The 21,397-nt window shown below is 36.6% G+C and carries 16 protein-coding genes and 1 pseudogene; 13 read left to right on the top strand and 4 right to left on the bottom strand.

Going from position 1 to position 21,397, the window contains the following annotated elements:
• Nucleotides 1–44 precede the first annotated feature (44 nt).
• Nucleotides 45–1,433: a S41 family peptidase gene (locus tag AC0L3Q_RS15110; RefSeq protein WP_473280601.1), complete on the bottom strand. Its 1,389-nt coding sequence runs from the start codon at nucleotides 1,431–1,433 to the stop codon at nucleotides 45–47.
• A gap of 150 nt (nucleotides 1,434–1,583) precedes the next feature.
• On the opposite strand from AC0L3Q_RS15110, the pseudogene AC0L3Q_RS15105 reads away from it, so the two are divergent.
• From AC0L3Q_RS15105 to AC0L3Q_RS15090, 4 genes and pseudogenes are all read left to right on the top strand, one after another.
• A pseudogene (locus AC0L3Q_RS15105) lies at nucleotides 1,584–2,092 on the top strand (RNA polymerase sigma factor).
• Nucleotides 2,079–2,552 (top strand): hypothetical protein, encoded by a 474-nt coding sequence (locus AC0L3Q_RS15100; RefSeq protein ID WP_473280600.1) that lies wholly within the window; start codon nucleotides 2,079–2,081, stop codon nucleotides 2,550–2,552. Before AC0L3Q_RS15105 ends, AC0L3Q_RS15100 begins: the two are co-directional and overlap by 14 nt.
• A gap of 59 nt (nucleotides 2,553–2,611) precedes the next feature.
• Complete coding sequence (locus tag AC0L3Q_RS15095) at nucleotides 2,612–3,148, top strand: DUF4252 domain-containing protein (RefSeq protein WP_473280598.1); 537 nt, start codon at nucleotides 2,612–2,614, stop codon at nucleotides 3,146–3,148.
• A 64-nt stretch (nucleotides 3,149–3,212) separates the two neighbouring features.
• Nucleotides 3,213–3,818, top strand: coding sequence for a DUF4252 domain-containing protein (locus tag AC0L3Q_RS15090; protein ID WP_473280596.1), 606 nt, complete (start codon nucleotides 3,213–3,215; stop codon nucleotides 3,816–3,818).
• 376 nt (nucleotides 3,819–4,194) lie between these two features.
• Here AC0L3Q_RS15090 and purB read toward each other — a convergent pair whose 3' ends face one another.
• A complete protein-coding gene (gene purB / locus AC0L3Q_RS15085) occupies nucleotides 4,195–5,538 on the bottom strand; it encodes an adenylosuccinate lyase (RefSeq protein WP_473280594.1) in 1,344 nt (447 codons plus the stop codon).
• A 92-nt stretch (nucleotides 5,539–5,630) separates the two neighbouring features.
• On the bottom strand, nucleotides 5,631–6,185 hold the full coding sequence (locus tag AC0L3Q_RS15080) for an adenylosuccinate lyase (RefSeq protein ID WP_473280591.1): 555 nt from the start codon (nucleotides 6,183–6,185) through the stop codon (nucleotides 5,631–5,633).
• A gap of 168 nt (nucleotides 6,186–6,353) precedes the next feature.
• Between AC0L3Q_RS15080 and AC0L3Q_RS15075 the strand changes: the two genes are divergently transcribed.
• Complete coding sequence (locus tag AC0L3Q_RS15075; protein ID WP_473280589.1) at nucleotides 6,354–6,875, top strand: heme-binding domain-containing protein; 522 nt, start codon at nucleotides 6,354–6,356, stop codon at nucleotides 6,873–6,875.
• Nucleotides 6,876–6,976: 101 nt separating this feature from the next.
• On the opposite strand, the gene AC0L3Q_RS15070 is transcribed toward AC0L3Q_RS15075, so the two are convergent.
• Complete coding sequence (locus AC0L3Q_RS15070; protein WP_473280587.1) at nucleotides 6,977–7,660, bottom strand: SIR2 family NAD-dependent protein deacylase; 684 nt, start codon at nucleotides 7,658–7,660, stop codon at nucleotides 6,977–6,979.
• A 471-nt stretch (nucleotides 7,661–8,131) separates the two neighbouring features.
• Between AC0L3Q_RS15070 and AC0L3Q_RS15065 the strand changes: the two genes are divergently transcribed.
• From AC0L3Q_RS15065 to AC0L3Q_RS15030, 8 genes are all read left to right on the top strand, one after another.
• A complete protein-coding gene (locus AC0L3Q_RS15065; protein WP_473280584.1) occupies nucleotides 8,132–8,869 on the top strand; it encodes a LytR/AlgR family response regulator transcription factor in 738 nt (245 codons plus the stop codon).
• Nucleotides 8,870–9,281: 412 nt separating this feature from the next.
• Nucleotides 9,282–9,437, top strand: coding sequence for a hypothetical protein (locus AC0L3Q_RS15060; protein ID WP_473280581.1), 156 nt, complete (start codon nucleotides 9,282–9,284; stop codon nucleotides 9,435–9,437).
• 43 nt (nucleotides 9,438–9,480) lie between these two features.
• Complete coding sequence (locus tag AC0L3Q_RS15055) at nucleotides 9,481–9,639, top strand: hypothetical protein (protein WP_473280579.1); 159 nt, start codon at nucleotides 9,481–9,483, stop codon at nucleotides 9,637–9,639.
• Nucleotides 9,640–9,872: 233 nt separating this feature from the next.
• Entirely contained in the window at nucleotides 9,873–11,807 is a 1,935-nt protein-coding gene (locus AC0L3Q_RS15050; protein ID WP_473280577.1) for an ATP-binding protein, read from the top strand.
• Nucleotides 11,808–11,913: 106 nt separating this feature from the next.
• A complete protein-coding gene (locus AC0L3Q_RS15045) occupies nucleotides 11,914–12,585 on the top strand; it encodes a response regulator (protein WP_473280574.1) in 672 nt (223 codons plus the stop codon).
• A gap of 739 nt (nucleotides 12,586–13,324) precedes the next feature.
• Nucleotides 13,325–17,851 (top strand): T9SS type B sorting domain-containing protein, encoded by a 4,527-nt coding sequence (locus AC0L3Q_RS15040; RefSeq protein ID WP_473280572.1) that lies wholly within the window; start codon nucleotides 13,325–13,327, stop codon nucleotides 17,849–17,851.
• A gap of 43 nt (nucleotides 17,852–17,894) precedes the next feature.
• The gene (locus AC0L3Q_RS15035) at nucleotides 17,895–18,848 is read left to right on the top strand and encodes a PorP/SprF family type IX secretion system membrane protein (protein WP_473280570.1); all 954 of its coding nucleotides are present in this window, start codon (nucleotides 17,895–17,897) and stop codon (nucleotides 18,846–18,848) included.
• 30 nt (nucleotides 18,849–18,878) lie between these two features.
• The gene (locus tag AC0L3Q_RS15030) at nucleotides 18,879–20,834 is read left to right on the top strand and encodes an OmpA family protein (RefSeq protein ID WP_473280567.1); all 1,956 of its coding nucleotides are present in this window, start codon (nucleotides 18,879–18,881) and stop codon (nucleotides 20,832–20,834) included.
• Nucleotides 20,835–21,397: the final 563 nt, after the last annotated feature.

The following is a 21,397-nucleotide window of genomic DNA, read 5'->3' as shown; positions in this document are numbered from 1 at the left end:
CAATACTAACAACTGTTAATTAGTGTGTTAATGCTGAGGATTCGTTAATCATACATTAACTCGTAAACAGGAGAAAACATATTGCTATCTCCTACAATTTTGAGCTGAACAGTCTGATATTTTGCAGCAATTCTTGTGCCAGATATTGCGTCAAGAGCAGCGCTCAAAAGAGGTTCATTGGGATCTCCAAGTACGCCTAGGTTTGCAAAATCTTCTGCGATCTCAACTTCTGGAGCAAAGCCATCAAAATAATCTGTAAACCCTACAGAATTAATGGATCGCAGTACCAAGGGTTGCATGGCATAAGTGTGTCCTAAATTGGCGCCTTGTCTCCCAAAATCTGGAGAATCATAAACAGTAATAGAAGCTTGAAATTTTCCCCTTGTACTTTCTCCCACCTGGATGACTTCTATATACGGGTCCAAGCCATTAATCACCAATTCGCTTGCAGAAGCTGATCTCCCGGTGGTTAAAATATATACTCTGGATAGGTTTAGATTGTTAATAGCTTCTCCGGTTCTTATTTCTTGGTTAAAGCGGTTAATATCTGCAAATCGATCTTGTAATTCGGCATTCCATTCTTCTACAGTAAATACTTCGCCATTAAATTGACCTGTGATCATACTCCCCAAATCTACCGCAGATTCTACAGATCCTCCACCATTATATCTTAGATCTAATACCAAATCTGTAATCCCTGCAGATTTTAAAGCTCCTATTGCTGCATTCAACTCATCGTCAAAGTCTGCCGTAAAGGCATTGTACATGATATATCCAACTAGGTTTCCTCCCACATCAATGGTTTTGGAAATAAAAACGGGATTTTCAATATATTGAGTTTTGGTTAATGATATTGATGTCCCTGTTGGAGTAATATTGGTCCCATCAAATGTTGCCAAACCAATGGTATACGAATCCAGATTGATCAAGGCTCTAAAATTATCCTGAGTAAGTTGTGTGTCATTGATGGTATTAAAAATATGACCCCGTTCTACACCCTTGGATGCTGCATCTGTGTTAGGTAATACGTAACGTACGTATCCAAAAACATTAGAGGAACCATCAGGGTATCTCACCAGACCAAACTCCATCCCATTGTTCATGGTTAATCCGTCAAAAGCCTGTTCTAAGGCAATATAATCTGAAACCAAAAAGCTAAATTCATCTACGCTCGACTGTAAGGCATCGAATATGGCTTCAGGCGTGTCAAAACTGTTTAGGAAATTATTGTATTCTTCTTCTGAAGAAAATCGATTGTTGGCCAAATCAGGAACATCAGCTTTATAGAGATAGAAGGTATTCATCCCTTTCCAAATAAAATCCTTGATTTCTGCAGCACTAGCCACAGGGATAACATCATCATTATCCTCAAAACATCCAGTAGCTATACTTCCGAGAAGAAATACAACCACAAAATATTTGAAGTACTTCATAGTATCTTTTTTATATATAGCGTTAAAAATAGGGACTTTAGTATAAATTAAAAAAAGATTGTAACAAATTAGAGTGATGGTCGTCTCCCTTATATAAAGCTACCAAAAACTGATAGAACAGTACGGAGTTTTACATCAACCAATCAAAAAATGAAAGAAAAGGCATTTATAACGCTTACCAATGGTTTTAAAGATAAGCTATTCCGTTTAGCTAAGCGGTTGCTGGTGAGTAATGAGGAGGCAGAAGATGCTACGCAAGAGGTTTTGCTGAAGTTATGGAAGAACAAAGGTAAGATGTCTGAATATAAAAATGTAGAAGCTTTTGCGATGACGATGACCAAAAATTACTGTTACGATAAGTTGAAAGCCAAAGAAACAGGCAACCTAAAAATTGTACATAGTAATTATAAGGATGAACGACCATCGTTACAAAGACAAGTTGAAGCAAAAGATAGTTTGGATTGGGTAGGTAAAATCTTAAATGGTTTGCCGGAACAACAGCGAATGATTATCCAGCTTAGAGATATAGAACAATATGATAATGCAGAAATCGCAGAGATGTTAGGGATTAATGAAACAGCAGTGAGAGTAGCGTTATCAAGAGGAAGAAAAAAATTAGAGAAGAATTATTAAAAAAACACAATTATGGAGTTGTCTAATATTGAAAAACTACTGGAAAAGTACTTTGAAGGCGAAACGACCATTTCTGAAGAAAAAGAATTAAAGGTTTATTTTACCGGAGAAACTGTGCCGTCGCATTTGGAGAGATACAAAGATTTATTTCAGTTTTTTTCAGCAGAGAGCCATATAACCGCTACCAGGGATATTGATATTCCGGTTCAGAAAACCAATTGGTACAAGTGGGTGGGGGTAGCAGCATCTGTTGCAATTATTGCAGGGCTGTTTTTTACCAAGACACCAACCCAACCAGAGGAGTTAGGAACCTATGAAGATCCTGAAATAGCATTACAAGAAACCAAAAAAATCCTCAATATGGTTTCGCAATTAATGAATGAGGGTAAAAAGGACCTGGTGTACCTTAATGAATTTGAGACTGCCAAACAAAATTTGGTATACCTCAATGAATTTGAAAACACCAAGAACAAATTAATAAAGTAAAATACAAAAATCCATACTCCGGATCAATAACACACAACCGGAATTAAATGTTAGTAATTATGAAAAAGTTAGTAATAGTTTTAGTTTTTGCCATAGCACCCTACATAACAAACGCGCAAGGGGCATTTGATAAGTACGAAAATATGAAAGACGTATCGTCTGTAATCGTAACCAGTAAAATGTTTAAGCTATTAAGCAAAATCGATATAGAGAGTAACGATGCAGAGGTTCAAGAATATATGAACCTTGTAGAAAACATTAAGAATATCAAAGTATTTGCTACTGATAATGATGAAATTGGGAAGAAGATGAGAGCAGATGTTTCTAAATATTTGAAAGGATCTACTCTAGATGAGTTGATGAGAGTGAATTCTGATGGTAAAAATGTGAAATTCTATTCAAAACCTGGTAAGGATGAAGATCACGTAAGCGAATTATTTATGTTCCTTGATGGTATAGAAGAGAATGGTGATGGGCCTGATACAGTGGTGTTAACCATCACAGGAGATATTGACTTGAAACAAGTTTCTAAGATCGCCGATCACTTAAATGTACCTGGTGGAGAAGAACTTAAAAACGTAAAAAAGAATAAGTAATAGGTATTTATATATCCGTTGTCCTTTTGAGTGGTGTTGAATCATTGGTTTGATACCACTCATTATGGCAACATCATCATCAATCAAAAACAATCAACTACTCCGAGTAATCGGAACCAAAAAAATGAAAATCATGATACAATTAATCAGAATCGCTTGCCTTGCAGCCGCAACACTTCTAGTATTTGCTAGCTGTAGCAGCGAAACATCATTACAACAATATTTTGTAGATCACCAGAATGATCAGGATTTTATCGCGGTAGACATTCCTTCTAGTCTATTAGATAAAGATGAGGTAGAACTTTCTGCAGATGAAAAAGAAACTTTAGAAAGTATAAAAAAGGTAAACTTCCTGGCATTAAAACTTACAGATGAGCTACAAGGAAGATATGAAGAAGAAAGTGCTAATATCAACAAGATATTAAGCAATGAAAAATATGAAACGCTGATGCGTATGGGCTCTAACGGTACTAAAGCTACCATTAAGTTTCTAGGGAGTGAAGAAGAAATCGATGAAGTGATCGTATTTGCTACCAATTCTGAAAAAGGATTGGCTCTTGTGCGAGTATTGGGCGATAATATGAAACCTGAAAATATTGCCAAATTAGCAAAGTCCATGGATAAAATGGATCTAAGTGCATTCAAAAAGATAGCAGAGAACTTCGATTAGTGGTCAACTGCCATTCATCACATCAAAAAACAAGAAAAGCTTTGTCATCACCGACAAAGCTTTTTTATTTCGTACACTTCGACTCCGTTTGTCGTACACTGAGCGTAGCCGAAGTGTACATTGTTCATTAAATTGATAATCATCTTGTGGTACACTGAGCACGGCCGAAACGCACTTTTATTTGATAAATGTTACTATACAATATGATAATTGCGGCGGTACACTGAGTGTAGTCGAAACCCATATTTGATTGGTTAATCCTGTATGCAATATGATCATTGCGGCGGTCGCTGAGCGTAGCCGAAACCCTTGTTTGATTGGTGAATCCTGTATGCAATATTATAATTGGGGCGGTCGCTGAGCGTAGCCGAAGCGACTATATCCCCGTATAATTTGCAGGGGTCACCTGTTTCAATTCAGATTTTATGGCGTCAGAAACCTCTAAAGTATCAATAAAACTAGCGATAGAGTTTTGATTGATCGCTTCATTGGTTCTGGTTAGTCCTTTTAAGGCCTCGTATGGATTTGGATACCCTTCTCTACGCAAAATAGTCTGGATAGCCTCAGCTACAACCGCCCAGTTGTTCTCCAGGTCCTCAGCAAACTTTTCTTCATTCAGTAGTAATTTGTTCAATCCCTTTAGCGTGGCTTGAAAAGCAATAATTGTATGCCCAAAAGGAACCCCTACGTTTCTCAGTACTGTGCTATCGGTAAGATCACGTTGCAATCTGCTCACCGGTAGTTTGGCAGAAAGGTGCTCAAACAGGGCATTGGCAATACCCAGGTTTCCTTCACTGTTTTCAAAATCAATAGGATTAACTTTGTGTGGCATAGCCGAAGAACCTACTTCTCCTTTTTTGATCTTTTGTTTGAAATAATCCATAGATACATAGGTCCAAACATCTCGATCCAGATCCAAAAGGATGGTATTAATTCGTTTTAGTCCGTCAAATAAAGCAGCCATATGATCGTAGTGCTCAATTTGTGTGGTAGGGAAAGAGTGATGTAATCCTAATTTCTCTTGCACAAAGTCGGTTCCAAACGCTTTCCAGTCAATATCAGGATAGGCAACTTTATGTGCGTTGTAATTTCCTGTAGCACCACCAAATTTTGCAGCACTTGGGATATCTTTTAGAAGATCAAACTGCGCTTCTAATCGTGTAACGTATACCTGAAACTCTTTTCCTAAACGAGTAGGAGAGGCAGGTTGTCCGTGAGTACGAGCCAACATAGGTACAGCAGCCCACTCATTCATCAACGATTTTAATTTTTCGAGCACCTCAAAATATTGAGGAATATATACATTGCTCATCGCTTCCTTAATACTTAAAGGAATTGCAGTATTATTTACATCTTGTGAGGTTAATCCAAAATGGATAAATTCCTTATACTCCTGTAAACCTAAGGCATCGAATTGCTCTTTGATAAAATACTCTACCGCTTTTACATCGTGATTGGTTACTTTTTCGATGTCTTTGATAGCTAACGCATCTTCACTAGAAAAAGTGGTGTATATTTCTCGTAATTTGTCAAATAGGGTAGTGTCTACATCTTTAAGTTGAGGTAATGGTAGTTCGCATAAAGCAATGAAATATTCGATTTCTACCAATACGCGATACTTGATTAATGCTTCTTCGCTAAAAAATGCACTCAAGGCATTGGTTTTTGATGCATAGCGTCCATCGATAGGAGAGATAGCTTGCAAAGGAAATGTAGACATAATGTTGTGTTTTTTTGAAAGGTGCAAAGATAAAATATAAGATTTGATTTACAGTTGATGACAGAAAAAGAATTTAAAGACTTCTTTGTCAGTTATCTGAGTTTTTTAAGAATCATTCTCGATCGAGCCTTATAAGCAGCACTTCCCGAATTATAATTGTTTTCCAGCGTTGTTTTTAGTTCGGGGTGTACCCAATCAAACTCGGTGCCCAAAAGATAAAGAGAGGTCATAGAATAGGCTTGTGGAGCCACTTTTTGGTCCGTAATCATCCAATCAAAACAAGTTTCGGTTATTTTTTCACGATGATTTTGGGTAAGATGCTGTCTAACCTCAGGTTTTTTGGCTTTGTAATAGGCAAGAATGAGGTACTCATAAATCTTGGCCATAGGTCGCACTGCAGGATGTTTGTAGACTTTTGGGACCAAATCTACCAGTTGATCCAAATGGGGGAGAATGGCAGTCAAATTCTTTTTGCACAAAAACTCCAAACCCCAGGAGGCTCTGCACGAAATCTCTTCGTGTACCTGGGCGCAGATTTGCAACAACTCCGGTAATAACTCTGTGTTGTCCAGGATGAGATGAGCAAAATCGTTTCGTTGTTCTCGTGAGTGGTTGATGGATTGTATATGTTCTTCTAGAGATATCATAATTACCTATATTATAGGATAAGGATTGCAGCAAGAAAAATAGGAAAAAATGAATTGAAAAAGGAGTAGAATAGGAGATAGTTCTTTCAAAAAACATACATTCTAATAATAATTACTTGTTAAAAGCGTTATTGTTGCTGTAACCGAAGACCATCAAATATAGCAATCATGCTCAAGAACTTTTTTATCTTACTACTGCTAGCCCTTGTGATTTCGCAGTTTTTGAGACCCGATAAAAATGAATCGAGTTATGATAGTATTACGGCTTTTGAAGAACAGGTAGCGGTCACTCCAGAAGTTCAAACGATTTTAGAAAGTCAATGTTATGATTGCCATAGCAATGTGACACGTTATCCATGGTATATGGAGGTAAGTCCAGTTTCTCATTGGATGGCATATCAAATTGAAGAAGGAAAAGAACATTTCAATGTTTCTGAATGGGAATCCTATACCGAGAATCAAAAAGATCATAAACTCGAGGAGTTCATCGAAGAGATTGAGAAAAAAGAAATGCCGTTAAAGCCATATACCTGGATTCATGGTGAATTGTCCAATACTGACGCCGAACGGTTAATCAGTTGGGCGAAACAACGTAGAGAAAAGCCCATAATTCCAGAAGAAGATACTACAAATGTTAAAGAAATAGATTCATTACAAGTAGAAACATCCAACACCCTAACCACTAAATAAACAGATACAACAATTTGCTTATTTTGAAAGCGCCTGTCATTCTTAGCCTGCAATAATGCAGGCTTCGAGTGACATTATTTTTATAAGAACAACTCTTTTGATTAATCTTTTAAAAGTTGTTCAATTACTTTGGGTACTCCAGTAGAAGCTTTTTCTGCAATTACCGTCAGTTTCTCTGATGGAGATACCGCCGGGTTAGGATCGATAAAATATACAGGAGTTTGATAGGGAGCATATTGCAATAGGCCAGCAGCAGGATAAACCTGCATCGAGGTCCCAATAATAAGCAATACATCGGCTCTTTCGGTAATGGTGATGGCTTTATCCATCATCGGCACATCTTCGCCAAACCACACGATGTGAGGCCTCAGTTGGGATTGATGTTCGCATAGATCACCTAGGTTAAGGTCTTCTTTCCAATCTAGTACAAGGTTTTCATCAAACTGACTTCTTACTTTTAATAATTCCCCATGCAAATGAACGACTTGTGAACTCCCAGCTTGCTCATGAAGATTGTCAACATTTTGGGTAATGATGGTAACATCATGGGTTTCTTCTAGAGTCACCAAGGCTTTATGGCCTGCATTGGGCGCTACGGTAAGCAATTGCTGCCGTCTTTTGTTATAAAAGTCAAGTACCAATTCGGGATTATTGCGCCAGCCGATAGGGGAGGCGACTTCCATAATGTCGTGTCCTTCCCAAAGACCATTGGCATCTCTAAAGGTGCTAATACCGCTTTCGGCACTAATTCCTGCTCCTGTAAGTACTACTATTTTTTTCTTCATATATAATAGGTATCTGTATAGATAGGATAAAGCTATTTAAAATGTTTTAGAAACCCCGGAAAACCAAGATCATTTTTTAAGACAATTTAATGAGCTATTTGGGGACTTAAAATTGTAAAAAACTAGCTGCATTTGGTATCAGAAAAACGTTGAAAAGGGCAATACTTGTGTTAAAAAACTATAAAATCATACCCTTCGTCTATGATTTTTGCTGCCTCAACCCTTATTTTTGCGTCTTTTTTGAAAATAACATACTTAAACCCTGTTTTTTCCGTTTGAATACCGGTTATTTTTCATCGATAAAAAGCTAATATAACCCGACAAAATACAATTTGTAACTAATTGATTTCAAATGGTTTCCGTATTAATATTACGGTAAAACCGTATCATAAAAAATTCGAAAAATCCTATCTTGTAAGTAGAATAATGCAGTGCTTATTTACCAACGCCAATTTACTAATCTCATACCCTATGAAATATCCCTATGTAATCATTGATAATGATCAAAACGTCGTGGACACTATCCAGATCGCCCTAGAAGAAAAACCGGATTATATTTGCACCGGAATTGCAAAAAATGAGCAAGAAGCACTAGACTTAATTTTGGAAAGAAGACCTCGCTTAGTCTTTCTGGAGCCAGAGGTTCCTGGAGATAATTGCGAGAAGACAAAATATGCTTTAACCACAGAATTGTCTAAGTATATGTCTAGTATGCCGGAGTTTATCGTGGTAACCAAAACGTCTGACTATGCGATCGAGGGAATACGTAATCGTATATTGGATTATATCTTAAAACCATTAAGCAAAAGCCAGATTACCAAAACCTTGATGCGTTTCGAAAAAGATTTCGATCATCGCACAGATACTACTTTATGTTTCAAATCGTATGGGGATTATCGTTTTGTAGACGTAGAAGAGGTGTTGTATTTGAAGGCAGATAACAATACAACGGACTTTATTATGAGTAATGGGAGTAAGGTAGAAGCATTTAAAACATTGAAACATTTTCAGGAATTATTACCTGATCATTTTGTAAGAATTCACAACAGTTATATCATTAATACACGTTATGTTTCTCGTATCCATTTCGGGAAAGCAAAATGTGCGATAAAGAATACAAATGATATGATTCCATTTTCAAAATCCTACAAAAATACGGTAGAAGGGATCAAGGATAATTTGGCAAAGAATAGCTTGGTACAAGTTTGATATTAACATAGCTTTATTATAACATTAACCGATAGATAACTACTTCTATCGGTTTTTTTTGTTAAAACCACTTTTGCTAAAATCTTTTAACAATTGTAGGAAAATACGTATATATTTTCTAATTTTTCAAAATCTGTTCATCTACCCGTATAATCGGTCCATCCACTTCTAACTTCCGTCCATCCACTAAACGTACCTATTTATTCTGGGCGCGCGCGGGATTTTGGCCTACATTTGTAGTGTACAATCAAGGTTATCAAGTAGTTACAATTTTAATTACTATTAATCATAAATTATTTATCACGTGCACAGTGAGCCCCAGAATAAAAATGATTTTTTTAAAATCACCCCCGAAAGCTTAAACAACTTTCGTTTTAAAATACAAGTATTAAACTATAAAAAGACAACAACTATGAAAACTATAAAGACTTTATTCGCAATATTATTTTTAAGTACATTTTTTATCGCATGTGAGGCTGATTCTGTAAATGAGGAAGTTGGAATTGATAATCTAGAAGTATTTGGATCGGAAGATGCGAATGATCAACCATTAGACCCAACGGCTTAATCAATAAAATAAAATTCTCCTAAAAATATAAAAGACTACAATTATGAAAACTATAAAAGCTTTATTCGCGATATTATTTTTAAGTACAATGTTCCTTTCTTGTGAAGCAGAATCCATAAATGATGAAGTAGGTATTGAGTTCAATGAGGAAACCTACAGTAATGAAGATGCTAATGATAATCCGTTACCTCCAACCAAGTAAAAGAAGTAATTTACTATATTATTGTTTGAATGATTTTTAAACAAAAAACTAAAAGATCTAATCAGTTGATTAGATCTTTTAGTTTTTTGTTTAATTTTATATTGTAAATTGAATTCCTTTGTTTAATGAGAAATTGTCTTCAGAAATATTTCTTGATTTTAATATCGATATTGTTATCTGGATCTTGTGTGAAAAATAATGAAAAAATTATTTCCCAAGATGAAACGAATAAGATGACTGAAATGATTTCTAATTATATTATTGAGGCTAAAGAAGAATCTAATTCTAAAGAAGAGAGGATCTCTGCAGCTAAGAATGCTTTTTTCTGGTCATCCAAGTTGCCTGACAATATTCAAAAAAGAGAAAAACAATCTGAAATTGGATTTATATTTTATGGACTCAGGGAGTATGAGCAATATAAAAAGGCGAATCTAGATATACTAGCACTATCCAAAAAGATTAATGATTCTTTTGGGATTGCTAAAAGTTATAGTAATCTGGGTTCTTACTACGATGTAAAAAGTGCCAAAGATAGCGCTTTTTACAATTATGTTAATGCTGATAATATTTATTCTAATTTTAGTAGAAAGTTCCCTGAAGATCACGGTCTTCCTTTGTTTAATATGGCAATTATCCAGAGAAGTTTTAAAGATTATGTGGGAAGCGAATCGAGCATGATTAAAGCTTTAAGGAAATTTGAAGAGGCAAAAAACAATGCTTACATATATTTTGCATATAATTATTTAGGAATAATTTCGAAAGATCTTGGTAGATATCCTGATGCAATTAAATATTACCAGAATGCTTTAGAGTATGCAAAAAAAATGGAAAATGGAAAATATAGGGAAATTCAGGCGTTGAATAATATTGGAGTAGTTTTTAAGAATCAAAAGGATTATGATCAGGCTATTGAAAATTACGAAGAAGCTCTGAGCTACACGGAAATTTTAGATAAGAATAAAAAGTTTTATGCTTTACTTTTAGATAATATTGCTTATGCTAGATTACTGGCTGGTGAAAAGGAGAATGTCTTAGGTTCATTTGAAAAAGCTATGTCTATTAGAGATAGTTTAAATGATAAACAAGGGTTGTTGACAAACAACCTGCATTTAGCTGAGTATTATAGCCTGCAAAATAAAGATACCATAGCTAGGAAATATGCTTTAGATGCAAAAGAAATTGCTAATTCTATTAATTCAAAAAAAGATGTATTAAAATCCTTACTGTTATTAAGTACCGTATCAATGGATACCGAAGCTTTGGGGTATGCTAATACTTACATTAAATTGAATGATAGTTTACAAAACCAAGAAAGATTAAGTAGGGATAAATTTGCTAGAATCCAATTCGAAACAGATCAAATAGAAGAAAAAAACCTAAAAATCAGTAGAGAAAATGAAATCCTTATCATCGCCATTTTAGGATTAACGGCTCTGTTCTTATTAGGATATATCATATTTAGACAGCAGCAAAGTAATAAAGAGCTATTGTTTGCACAAACCCAGCAAGAAGCTAATCAGGAGATCTATCGATTACTGCTCAATCAACAAATCAAACTAGAAGAAGGGCGGCAACTGGAGCAACAACGTATGTCTGAAGAATTACATGATGGAGTATTGGGTCGATTGTTTGGGGTACGTCTTAGTCTGGATGGTATCAACCAGCGGGCCAACGATGGCTTTACCGAAGCTAGAAACAAATATATAGAAGAGCTCAAATCCATAGAAAAGGAGATTCGTTTGATCTCTCATGATTTAGGTACAGAATCTTTACCATCTGATGTGGCCTATATCGATGCCGTGGAAAGTTTGATTAGTGATCTGTGTGATGTGAACAAAATTAATTTCGAATTTAATAATGACGAAAATATCGATTGGGAACATATCGATGATCAGAAAAAGGTCAACTTATTCAGGATTTTACAGGAATCTTTGCAGAATATTTTTAAACATGCACAAGCAGAAAGTATAAAAATTAATTTCGATTATATAGAAGATAAAATAAATCTTACTATCTTGGATGATGGAATAGGATTCAAGAGTGCCAAGGTCAAAAAAGGAATTGGTCTAAAGAATATCACCTCAAGGGTCAGTCAAATGAGTGGAGTAGTTCAGTTTTTAAGCAATACCAATGCAGGAACAACAGTGTCAGTTAGTGTTCCAGTTTAAAAATGTCGAACAACAATTCTTTATGAACCGTTATACTATTTAATTTCTTTTGTAGTTAAATTAGGATAACCTTCGTTTTGAAGACTAATAAACATAAATTTTTGAAATGAAAAAAAAGCTAAAAGTTCTTATGATTGATGATCACCCTATGATCATCGAAGGGTATAAGAATACCTTGTTAGGAGAAAATCAAAAAGAGTATCAAATCAAAATCGATATTGCATCCAACTGTGATGATGCATACGATAGAATTGTAAAGGCCGCAGAAGGTACTCCTTATGATATGCTTTTTGTAGATATTAAATTACCCCCCTCAGAAGATGGACGTATCACTTCTGGAGAAGATCTAGCTAAGCATGCCAAGGAGTTATTGCCAAAAGCCAAGATTATCATATTAACAATGCATCGAGAGGATCATAGAATTCACAATATCCTAAAGAATATTAATCCAGCTGGATTCTTAATTAAGAGTGATCTTACTTCTAGCGAGCTATTGTTAGCCTTTAATAATATTGTAAAGGGAAAAGCGTATTATAGCGCTACAGTGAATGATCATTTCAGAAAAATGATGACCAACAAGTTCTCTTTAGATGAAAAGAACTTAAAAATATTGTATCACTTATCACGTGGGGTAAAAACCAAAAACTTACCTAATTATGTAAGCTTATCTTTAAGTGCTATAGAGAAAAGAAAGAATCAAATCAAAGAGATGTTTTCTATTGCCAAGGCCGATGATCAAAAGTTGTTGGAAGAAGCAAGAAAAAGAGGATTTATATAAATCTGATCTCTCAAAATATAGGAAAAGGCTATCATTTATTGATAGCCTTTTTTGTTTGTTAAGATGTGTTGTTTTTCAATGGTTATACTTCGAAGGGAATTGGCTTAGTTATTAGGATCACCAATAATTTCTTAGTGGATTTCAACCTAATTTTATAGCTTATTTCGTACTTCGTTATGTAAGAAAAAACTGGTTTTGTCAGGGTAACTACGTTAAAACCGTATTTTAAGTAGAACTTTTTTTGCGAATTTCGTAATTATCTATACTTTTACCTCCATAATTAAAACCTAAAACACACATTTTATCAAACTCAATTAAACGCTTATAGAAAAAAATACGCTTGCAACTACAACTTGATTTTCTCCCCCACTCATTACAGATAGTGCATACCCAGTTTATGTCGTTGTAGTCCTTTTCTATGTTTCATGTAAGTTTCCGATAAAATTTTTTAGGTAAAGAAGTTTGAGTACAATGTATTGCTCCCCAAAGATATATTGTATATGTAGCAGATTTTTCCAGTTATTCCTGGAATAGCTGTGATTAAAATGAGTAAGTATTAAATATCATACATAGTAAGGACGTATCAGTACAACTGTATTTGTTGTTATTCTTGGTCATTACTCAAAAAAGATAAAAGACTGCTTTACCAAGTTCAAAGATTGTTGAAGTGATAAAGTAGTTCAATTGAATAGGGAAACAATAATTAAATAGAGCACATTGTCAAAAGGAATTTAAATTTATGGGGGAAATTTACATGACTAAAAATCGACTAGTATTGGTAGTCGCAATACTTTGGGGGGTTACAATGAGTTATGGTCAGACAACCGATACCGATGGGGATACGGTATTGGATACTGTAGACCGAGATGATGATAACGACGGGATTTTGGATACTGCCGAGTGTCCAGCTCAATACGCTACTTACGATAGTTCGGTAATCTCTGGGACTACTGGTCCTGTAGAAACCATTACAGGTATAGATTTACCATCGCTAAATACTTCGGCAACCTTAACTGTTACCGAAGATGGAGGAGATCTTATTGACTTGGCCATTGGATCTCCACCCATTGGAGTGTTTAATGGTGTAGAGCATACACCTATGCCCAATACTACTGTAGAAAGTATATCCATTCGGGCTGATAATCAAAATACAGCAGGCAACGATGTAGATTTTGTATTGACCTTTGATCGGCCGATTTTCGAAATCATATTTCAATTTCGAAGTGTAGAACGATCCAATTATCAATTCACAGGAACCCAACATACCGAAGAATTGGTATCTTCAAATGGATTAATGACCTATGTGGCGGGAACAAGAACACTAGATAACACGAACAACCCTGTACCACCAGAATTTGGAGGTAGTGGAAGTCTCAGAATTACCGCTACAAGTCCCACTGGGATGACACAAATTGAATGGTCTTTTGTAGATAATCCTATCAATCCAAATACAGCAGATATCAGTTTAATAACTTTTTCGGCAGAATGTGATTTTGATGGAGATAATATTGTGAACCGTTTGGATCTGGATAGTGATAATGATGGGATATATGATGTAGTAGAAGCAGGCGGAGTAGATGCCGATAACAATGGAACTCATGATGACAATGACGATAATGCAAATAATACAGCCACCAACGGAATACCTTCTGATGCTAATTTTGGTACAGGGATCAACAATCCTATAGATACGCTAGCCGATGGTAGTGATGACTTTGTGAATTTGGATAGTGATAATGATGGATGTAGCGATGCCAATGAAGCTTATGATAGTGCTACAGCAGATGGGGGAGATACCGGAGTATTTGGAGTAGATCCCGCTAGTGCAACCACCATAGTCAATGCCAGCGGAGTTGTTACTGCAGCACTACCATATGCAGCGCCTGCAGATAGTGATACGAATACAACTTTAGATTTTAGAGAAGATGGTCCCGATAGTGATAGCGATGGAATAGTGGATGCTTGTGATCTGTTTTTGAATGATGTAGATGGCGATGGAGTAGGAGATAGTGTGGATAGAGATGATGATAACGATGGGATTCTGGATGTAACCGAAAATAGCTTATCTATAGATCCGTTAACCGATGCTGATGGTGATGGCGTTCCTGTATATCTGGATGATGACGACTCTGTAGCCACTGGAGCAGGAATTGGAAATGCCAACGGAATTGTAGAACCCGCTTTTGATGCAGATGGAGACAATGTACCGAATCATTTTGATTTGGATTCTGATAACGATGGAATTCCAGATAACGTAGAAGCACAAAGTACCGGAGGCTATATGGCACCTACAGCAACTACACCTGCAGAATTTGTTACCAATAACGGTATCAACAATGCATATGTAGTGGGGCCTGGACTTACTCCGGTAAACTCTGATGATCCAGCAGATATCACACCAGATTATTTGGATACCGATAGTGATAATGATACCGTTCTGGATATTGTTGAAAATGGAGATACAGACAATAGTATTGTTGTCTTTGCCGATGCCGATGGTGATGGGATTGATGATCTTTTCGACACGGTAGATAATAGTGTCGTTTGGGATGTAAATGATGCTGTAACCACAGGAACAATTGCAGATTTACAAACCGTATACGGAGATTTTGATAATGATGCAGCACCAACTCCTGTCGTATTAACAAGTGATCTTTCTTTTAGAGATAATTGTCAGATTAACGCTGGAGTAATTGCGACAGATCAGACCATTTGCGAAGGAGATGATCCTGTGGCTTTTACTGAAACTACAGCAGCGAGCATTGATTTTGGAGCAATAAGTTACCAATGGCAGAGTAGTACTACAAATGCTACCACTGGTTTTACAAATATCGCAGGAGCAAATGGTAACACATTCGATAGTCCTGTCTTAACTCAGGATACCTGGTTCAAACGAATAGATACAAATACCTTAAATGGTGTTTCTTGTGCTGTAGAAACCAATGTAATAGCAGTTACTGTGAATAATATTACAGCTGGTGTTATTGCAGCCGATCAGACCCTTTGTGAAGGAGATGATCCGGTGGCATTTACAGAAACTACAGGTACTATAGCTGATGGTGGTATTAGCTACCAGTGGCAAAGCAGTACCACAGGTGCTACAGGGCCATTTGCCAATATTGCCGGAGCAATCAATCCAGTGTATGATAGCCCAGTGTTGACTCAAGATACCTGGTTCCGAAGAGTGGATACCTCACTTCTAAATACAGTTAGTTGTACGGCCATTACCAATGTAATTGCCGTTACGGTAAATAATTTTACGATAGGGACGATCGCAGGAGATCAAACACTGTGCGAAGGGGATGATCCAGTTGCTTTTACCGAAACTGCAGCTTCTGTAGTCGATGGAACCTTAACCTTTCAGTGGCAGAGCAGTACAACCAATGCTACTACCGGTTTTACAGACATAGCAGGAGCGACAAGCAATACTTACGATAGTCCTGCATTGACACAAGACACTTGGTTTAGACGAGTAGATACTAATACTTTAAATGGAATACCTTGTGTAACAGAAACCAATGTAGTTGCTGTTACGATCAATAACATTATAGCTGGCACAATAGCTGCTGATCAAACCTTTTGTGTAGGTGGAGATCCGGCTGCATTTACGGAGACTAGTGGTGCTGTAGCAGATGGGAGTATTACGTATCAATGGCAAAGCAGTACAGCAGGACCAACCGGGCCTTTTACAGATATTGCTGGAGCTACGGGAGCTACTTATGATAGCCCGGCCTTGACTGAAGATACCTGGTTTCAAAGAGTAGATACATCCACATTTAACACCGTAGCATGTAGTATGGAAACCAATGTGATCGAAGTTCAAATTAATACCATCGTTGCAGGTGTAATAGCAGCGGATCAAAGCGTTATTGCAGGAGGTGATCCTGAGGCATTTACCGAGACAACCCCTACGATTGCGGATGGTGTGTTAACTTATCAATGGCAAGTAAGTACCGTTAGTGCTACTGGTCCTTTTACTGATATCCCTGGTGCAACAAATGCTATATACGACAGTCCCGTATTAACAGTAGATTCATGGTTTAGAAGAATAGATACCAGTACACTTAATGGAGTGGTTTGTACAGAAATCACAAACGTACTTCGTATCATTATTGATAGTGATGGAGATGACGTGCCTGATGCGGTAGATATGGATGACGATAATGATGGAATTACGGATATTGAAGAACAAAATGGAGATCCCGCTTTGGATACTGATAATGATGGTTTGGTAGACCGAGTGGATATCGATGCTGATGGGGATGGTGTAAATGATGTAGCTGAAGCTGGTCATGGACAAATTGATATGGATGGAGACGGAAGATTAGAAGGACCATTTGGAAACGATGGTGTTCCAGATGTGGTGCAGGATGATCCGGATTCGGGATTGGTAAATTATACACTTCAAGATACAGATAATGATACCACTGATGATTTCCAAGATATCGATGATGATGGAGATAACGTAGCTACTATCAATGAGAATCCTAATCCAGATGGAGATGGTAATCCAGATACCGGAGAAACTCAGGATACAGATTTGGATGGTATTTACGATTATTTGGATATCGATGATGATGGGGATGGAATCTATACTGTTTTTGAAGATTACGATAATGATAATAATCCGCTAAATGAAGATACAGACAGAGATGGCGTTCCCGATTTTATAGATGTAGATGATGATGGAGATGGGGTATTTACACAGTTTGAAGGAGTAAATGCAGATGGGGATGGAAATCCGAATACGGGAGAGCTCATGGATACCGATTGTGAGATCGATAACAATTGTGATAATACTCCTGATTATCTGGATAATGATGACGATGGAGATGGTTTGTTAACCAAGGATGAAGATCCAGATCTGAATGGAGATGGAGACCCTGAAGATGCTGTAGATACTGATGGAAATGGTACTCCGGATTATTTACAACCAAATGATAATACGGTTCCTGAAGGTGAAGATGGTATCACGGTATTTACAGGAATGTCGCCCAATGGAGACGGACTTAATGACGTATTTATTATCCAAGGAATTCAAGGTTTGCAAAACAGAGTAGAAATCTTTAATCGTTGGGGAGGAAAAGTGTTTGAATCGGATAACTACGGTAGAAATGATAATTTCTTTAGAGGTATGGCTTCTTCAGGAATAACGGTTAAAGAAAACGATCAATTACCAGTTGGAACCTATTTTTATGTGTTAGAATATGTTCTGGAAACTGGAGAACAAAAAAGCAGAGCAGGATATTTATATATTAATAGATAAGCAATAAAATCACAGCCCTATAATCGAAAAATAGAATATGTGTATGAAAAAAATACTAACTTTAGCTGTACTCCTTTTGACAATTTTTATTGAACAAGTTCAAGGGCAGCAGGATGCACAGTATACGCAGTATATGTACAATACGATTAGTGTAAATCCGGCTTATGCTGGTAGTCGAGGCGTTTTGAGTATTATGGGTCTTCACCGCAGCCAATGGGTTGGATTGGATGGAGCTCCCCGTACTCAGACTCTAACCTTGAATACTCCTATTGGTGATTCAGAACGTTTGGGATTGGGACTCTCGATTGTCAACGACGAGATAGGTCCTACTGATGAGACCTTTATAGGAGTTGATTTTTCATATACGATTCCTACTTCTGAGTATGGAAAGTTGAGTTTTGGATTGAAAGGAGGTGCTCATTTGTTGAATGTTGATTTTCAGGAATTGACTCAGTTCAATCAAAACGATGCTTTGTTTGAGAATAATATTGATAATAAATTTAGTCCTCAGGTAGGAATTGGGGTGTATTATCACACCGATAAGTTTTATCTGGGACTTAGTGCTCCTAATTTGTTAGAGACAGATCATTTTGATGAGAGTACTACAAGTAGCTCTAGTGAAGCGGTTAGTTTTTTGGCCGAGGAGCGTATCAATTACTATTTGATAGCGGGCCATGTTTTCAATATTACGGATGACCTCAAATTTAAACCAGCATTATTGAGTAAATTAGTTTTTGGAGCACCGTTACAGGTTGATGTTTCAGCGAACTTTTTGTTATATGAGCGTTTAACTTTGGGAGTTGCTTATCGCTGGAGTGCTGCAGTGACGGGTCAGGTTGCTTTCCAGATTTCGGATTCGATGATGATTGGTTTTGCTTATGATAGAGAGACCACCGAGTTGGGGCAATCGCAGTTTAATGATGGGAGTTATGAGGTGATGTTACGCTTTGAGTTGTTTAAGAAATACAATAGAATGCTGACTCCAAGATTCTTTTAATAGTAGAGATATTATAACCTAACCATTGATATGAAGAGAGATTTACTTTCAGTTGTTTTAGTTTCCTTAGTTATGCTATCGGTTTCTTTTGGTCAAGAGAAGAAACTAGCCAAGGCGCAGGGTCAATATGATCGATATGAGTATATCGATGCCCAAGAGACCTATCTAAAGATCATAAAGAAAGGCTACAAGGATGCCGATTTGTTAAAGAAGTTGGCCAATAGTTATTATTTCAACAGTGAATATGCAGAGGCACAGAAATGGTATAAGGAGCTAATTGATGATTACAGTAGTGAGGCAGAGGCGGAGTATTATTTTCGATATGCTCAGACCTTAAAAGCTGCTGAGCAATATGATCAGGCCGATGTATACATGAAGAAGTTTACCGAACTGGCAAATGATGATAATCGGGTTAAACTATTTGGAGATCAACCTAATTACTTAGAAAGGATCGATTTTCAATCGGGTAGATTTGATATAGAGAACTCTTCTATCAATTCTTCGTTTACGGATTTTGGTACTGCCTTTTATGATCGTTTTGTAGTTTTTGCTTCCTCCAGAGATACGCTGATATTTAAAAAGACAGTACATCAATGGAATAATGAGGCCTTTTTGGATTTGTTTCAGGCCGAATATGATCCTACCAATGGAGAGTTATCCGAGATCAAGAAGTTTAACGGTACGATCAATTCAGAGTTTCATGAGTCTACCCCGATCTTTACCAAAGATGGGAGTACAGTATATTTTACCAGAAACAACTACGTAAAACGCAAGTACGGTAAGGATAAGAAAGGAACCAATAAGTTAAAGATCTACCGATCGTATAAGAACAGTCAGGGAGGATGGACTACTCCACAGAGTTTATCCTTTAACAGTGATGAATACTCTACAGCCCACCCGGCTTTGAGTATAGATGAACAGACCTTGTATTTTTCATCCGATATGCCAGGAGGTAAAGGATTGTCGGATATCTATAGTGTTGCCATCAATGGAGATGGTAGTTTTGGAGAGCCGAAGAACTTAGGAGATACGATCAATACCGAAGGAAAGGAGACCTTCCCATTCATCAGTAAGAACAATGATCTTTATTTTGCATCAAATGGACATTTAGGATTAGGAGGGTTAGATGTTTTTGTAACTCGTTTAAACCCACAAACCGAAGAAGAAGCTTTGGTGGTTAATATCGGTAAGCCGGTCAATAGTCCCAAGGATGATTTCGCTTTTATTGTAGATGATGAATCCAAGCGAGGTTATTTTTCTTCCAACCGAGCAGGAGGAATAGGTAGTGATGATATCTATAGTTTTTTACAGTTAGAAGACCTGCGTAAGTTTTGTAAGATTGTTATAGCCGGATTAGTGACAGATAAAGATACCAACGAGCCACTTACAGGAGTAAAGGTATCGGTTTATGATAGTGCCAACAACTTGATCGAAAGTATAGAAGTAGGAGAGGGCGGAAAGTACACTACCGATGAGTTAGAATGCAGTACCAAATACTTTGTAAGAGCCGAGAAAGAAGAATATACCACCACAGAAAAGCTGGTTACTACCCCAGATACCAAACAAACCCTTGATGTTCCTTTAGCCTTAGAGAAGAAGATCAAATCAGCAGGAGTTGGGGATGATCTGGCTAAAGTATTATCCTTAAAACCGATCTATTTTGATTTTGATCAATCTTACATCAGAGAAGATGCTAAGATAGAATTGGCCAAAGTGATCGAGGTGATGGCTCAATATCCACAAATGAAGATAGAGGTACGCTCACATACGGATAGTCATGGTAATGATGATTACAACTTGTACTTATCCGAGAAGAGAGCCAAGTCTACGGTTGATTATATGATTGGTAAAGGTATTTCTGCAGATCGTTTGAGTGGCAAAGGATATGGAGAAACCCAACCGGTTAATGACTGCGGCAATGATAGCAACTGTACCAAAGATCAATATCAACTCAACAGAAGAAGTGAATTTATCATTTTGAAATAGCCTCAGCGATAGTATTAATATTGATAATTCAGAATGCACCTATAGGGAATTAAGTAAATGTGGTTTTTCCGTAGAATAGCATAGTACAATAAATAATTTGTACTATATCCCTCTTTTATTTTTGCTTTTTTGTCTGTTAATCAGTTTCTTAAATGTTTTGTTATGGTATAACCGTAATTATTTTGATGCTTAGTAATGTCTATGTTTGAAGTTTTATATATACATTTATATTGTTAAAAAAATGTCATCTAATATTCAATTAATTGCAGTAGTAGATATATCCTCAACATACTTGTTAAAAATATAAGCACCCCTTTGTTTTAGTAAGTAGTTTATTACTGTTAGTATAGTTGTTTTTACATCGTCCAAATGCAGGATCTTAGTGTTTACTTTGATCTTATAGTTTTATATGATTAAGTGATCTTGATTAATATAGGAGGATATGCTGTAGGTGATGTTTGTTTCCTTCCTCAATTTTAGGGTTGATTTACAAATCCTTTAATCAATACTACTTATCGTGTATATAGTACATGCTAATTAACAAATGAATTTTAATTATTAAA

The sequence above is a fragment of the Aquimarina sp. KJ22-3 genome, from assembly GCF_055808215.1.
Note: the sequence above shows the minus strand (reverse complement) of the source record. Positions and strands in the feature narration are given on the sequence as shown.

What these genes read in the sequence shown, in the direction of transcription:
- AC0L3Q_RS15040 (WP_473280572.1), top strand. Translation starts at nt 13,325, where the DNA reads ATGGGGGAAATTTACATGACTAAAAATCGACTAGTATTGGTAGTCGCA.
- AC0L3Q_RS15090 (WP_473280596.1), top strand. Translation starts at nt 3,213, where the DNA reads ATGGCAACATCATCATCAATCAAAAACAATCAACTACTCCGAGTAATC.
- AC0L3Q_RS15050 (WP_473280577.1), top strand. Translation starts at nt 9,873, where the DNA reads ATGACTGAAATGATTTCTAATTATATTATTGAGGCTAAAGAAGAATCT.
- purB (WP_473280594.1), bottom strand. Translation starts at nt 5,538, where the DNA reads ATGTCTACATTTCCTTTGCAAGCTATCTCTCCTATCGATGGACGCTAT.
- AC0L3Q_RS15030 (WP_473280567.1), top strand. Translation starts at nt 18,879, where the DNA reads ATGAAGAGAGATTTACTTTCAGTTGTTTTAGTTTCCTTAGTTATGCTA.
- AC0L3Q_RS15080 (WP_473280591.1), bottom strand. Translation starts at nt 6,185, where the DNA reads ATGATATCTCTAGAAGAACATATACAATCCATCAACCACTCACGAGAA.
- AC0L3Q_RS15070 (WP_473280587.1), bottom strand. Translation starts at nt 7,660, where the DNA reads ATGAAGAAAAAAATAGTAGTACTTACAGGAGCAGGAATTAGTGCCGAA.
- AC0L3Q_RS15060 (WP_473280581.1), top strand. Translation starts at nt 9,282, where the DNA reads ATGAAAACTATAAAGACTTTATTCGCAATATTATTTTTAAGTACATTT.
- AC0L3Q_RS15065 (WP_473280584.1), top strand. Translation starts at nt 8,132, where the DNA reads ATGAAATATCCCTATGTAATCATTGATAATGATCAAAACGTCGTGGAC.
- AC0L3Q_RS15095 (WP_473280598.1), top strand. Translation starts at nt 2,612, where the DNA reads ATGAAAAAGTTAGTAATAGTTTTAGTTTTTGCCATAGCACCCTACATA.
- AC0L3Q_RS15075 (WP_473280589.1), top strand. Translation starts at nt 6,354, where the DNA reads ATGCTCAAGAACTTTTTTATCTTACTACTGCTAGCCCTTGTGATTTCG.
- AC0L3Q_RS15110 (WP_473280601.1), bottom strand. Translation starts at nt 1,433, where the DNA reads ATGAAGTACTTCAAATATTTTGTGGTTGTATTTCTTCTCGGAAGTATA.
- AC0L3Q_RS15100 (WP_473280600.1), top strand. Translation starts at nt 2,079, where the DNA reads ATGGAGTTGTCTAATATTGAAAAACTACTGGAAAAGTACTTTGAAGGC.
- AC0L3Q_RS15045 (WP_473280574.1), top strand. Translation starts at nt 11,914, where the DNA reads ATGAAAAAAAAGCTAAAAGTTCTTATGATTGATGATCACCCTATGATC.
- AC0L3Q_RS15055 (WP_473280579.1), top strand. Translation starts at nt 9,481, where the DNA reads ATGAAAACTATAAAAGCTTTATTCGCGATATTATTTTTAAGTACAATG.
- AC0L3Q_RS15035 (WP_473280570.1), top strand. Translation starts at nt 17,895, where the DNA reads ATGAAAAAAATACTAACTTTAGCTGTACTCCTTTTGACAATTTTTATT.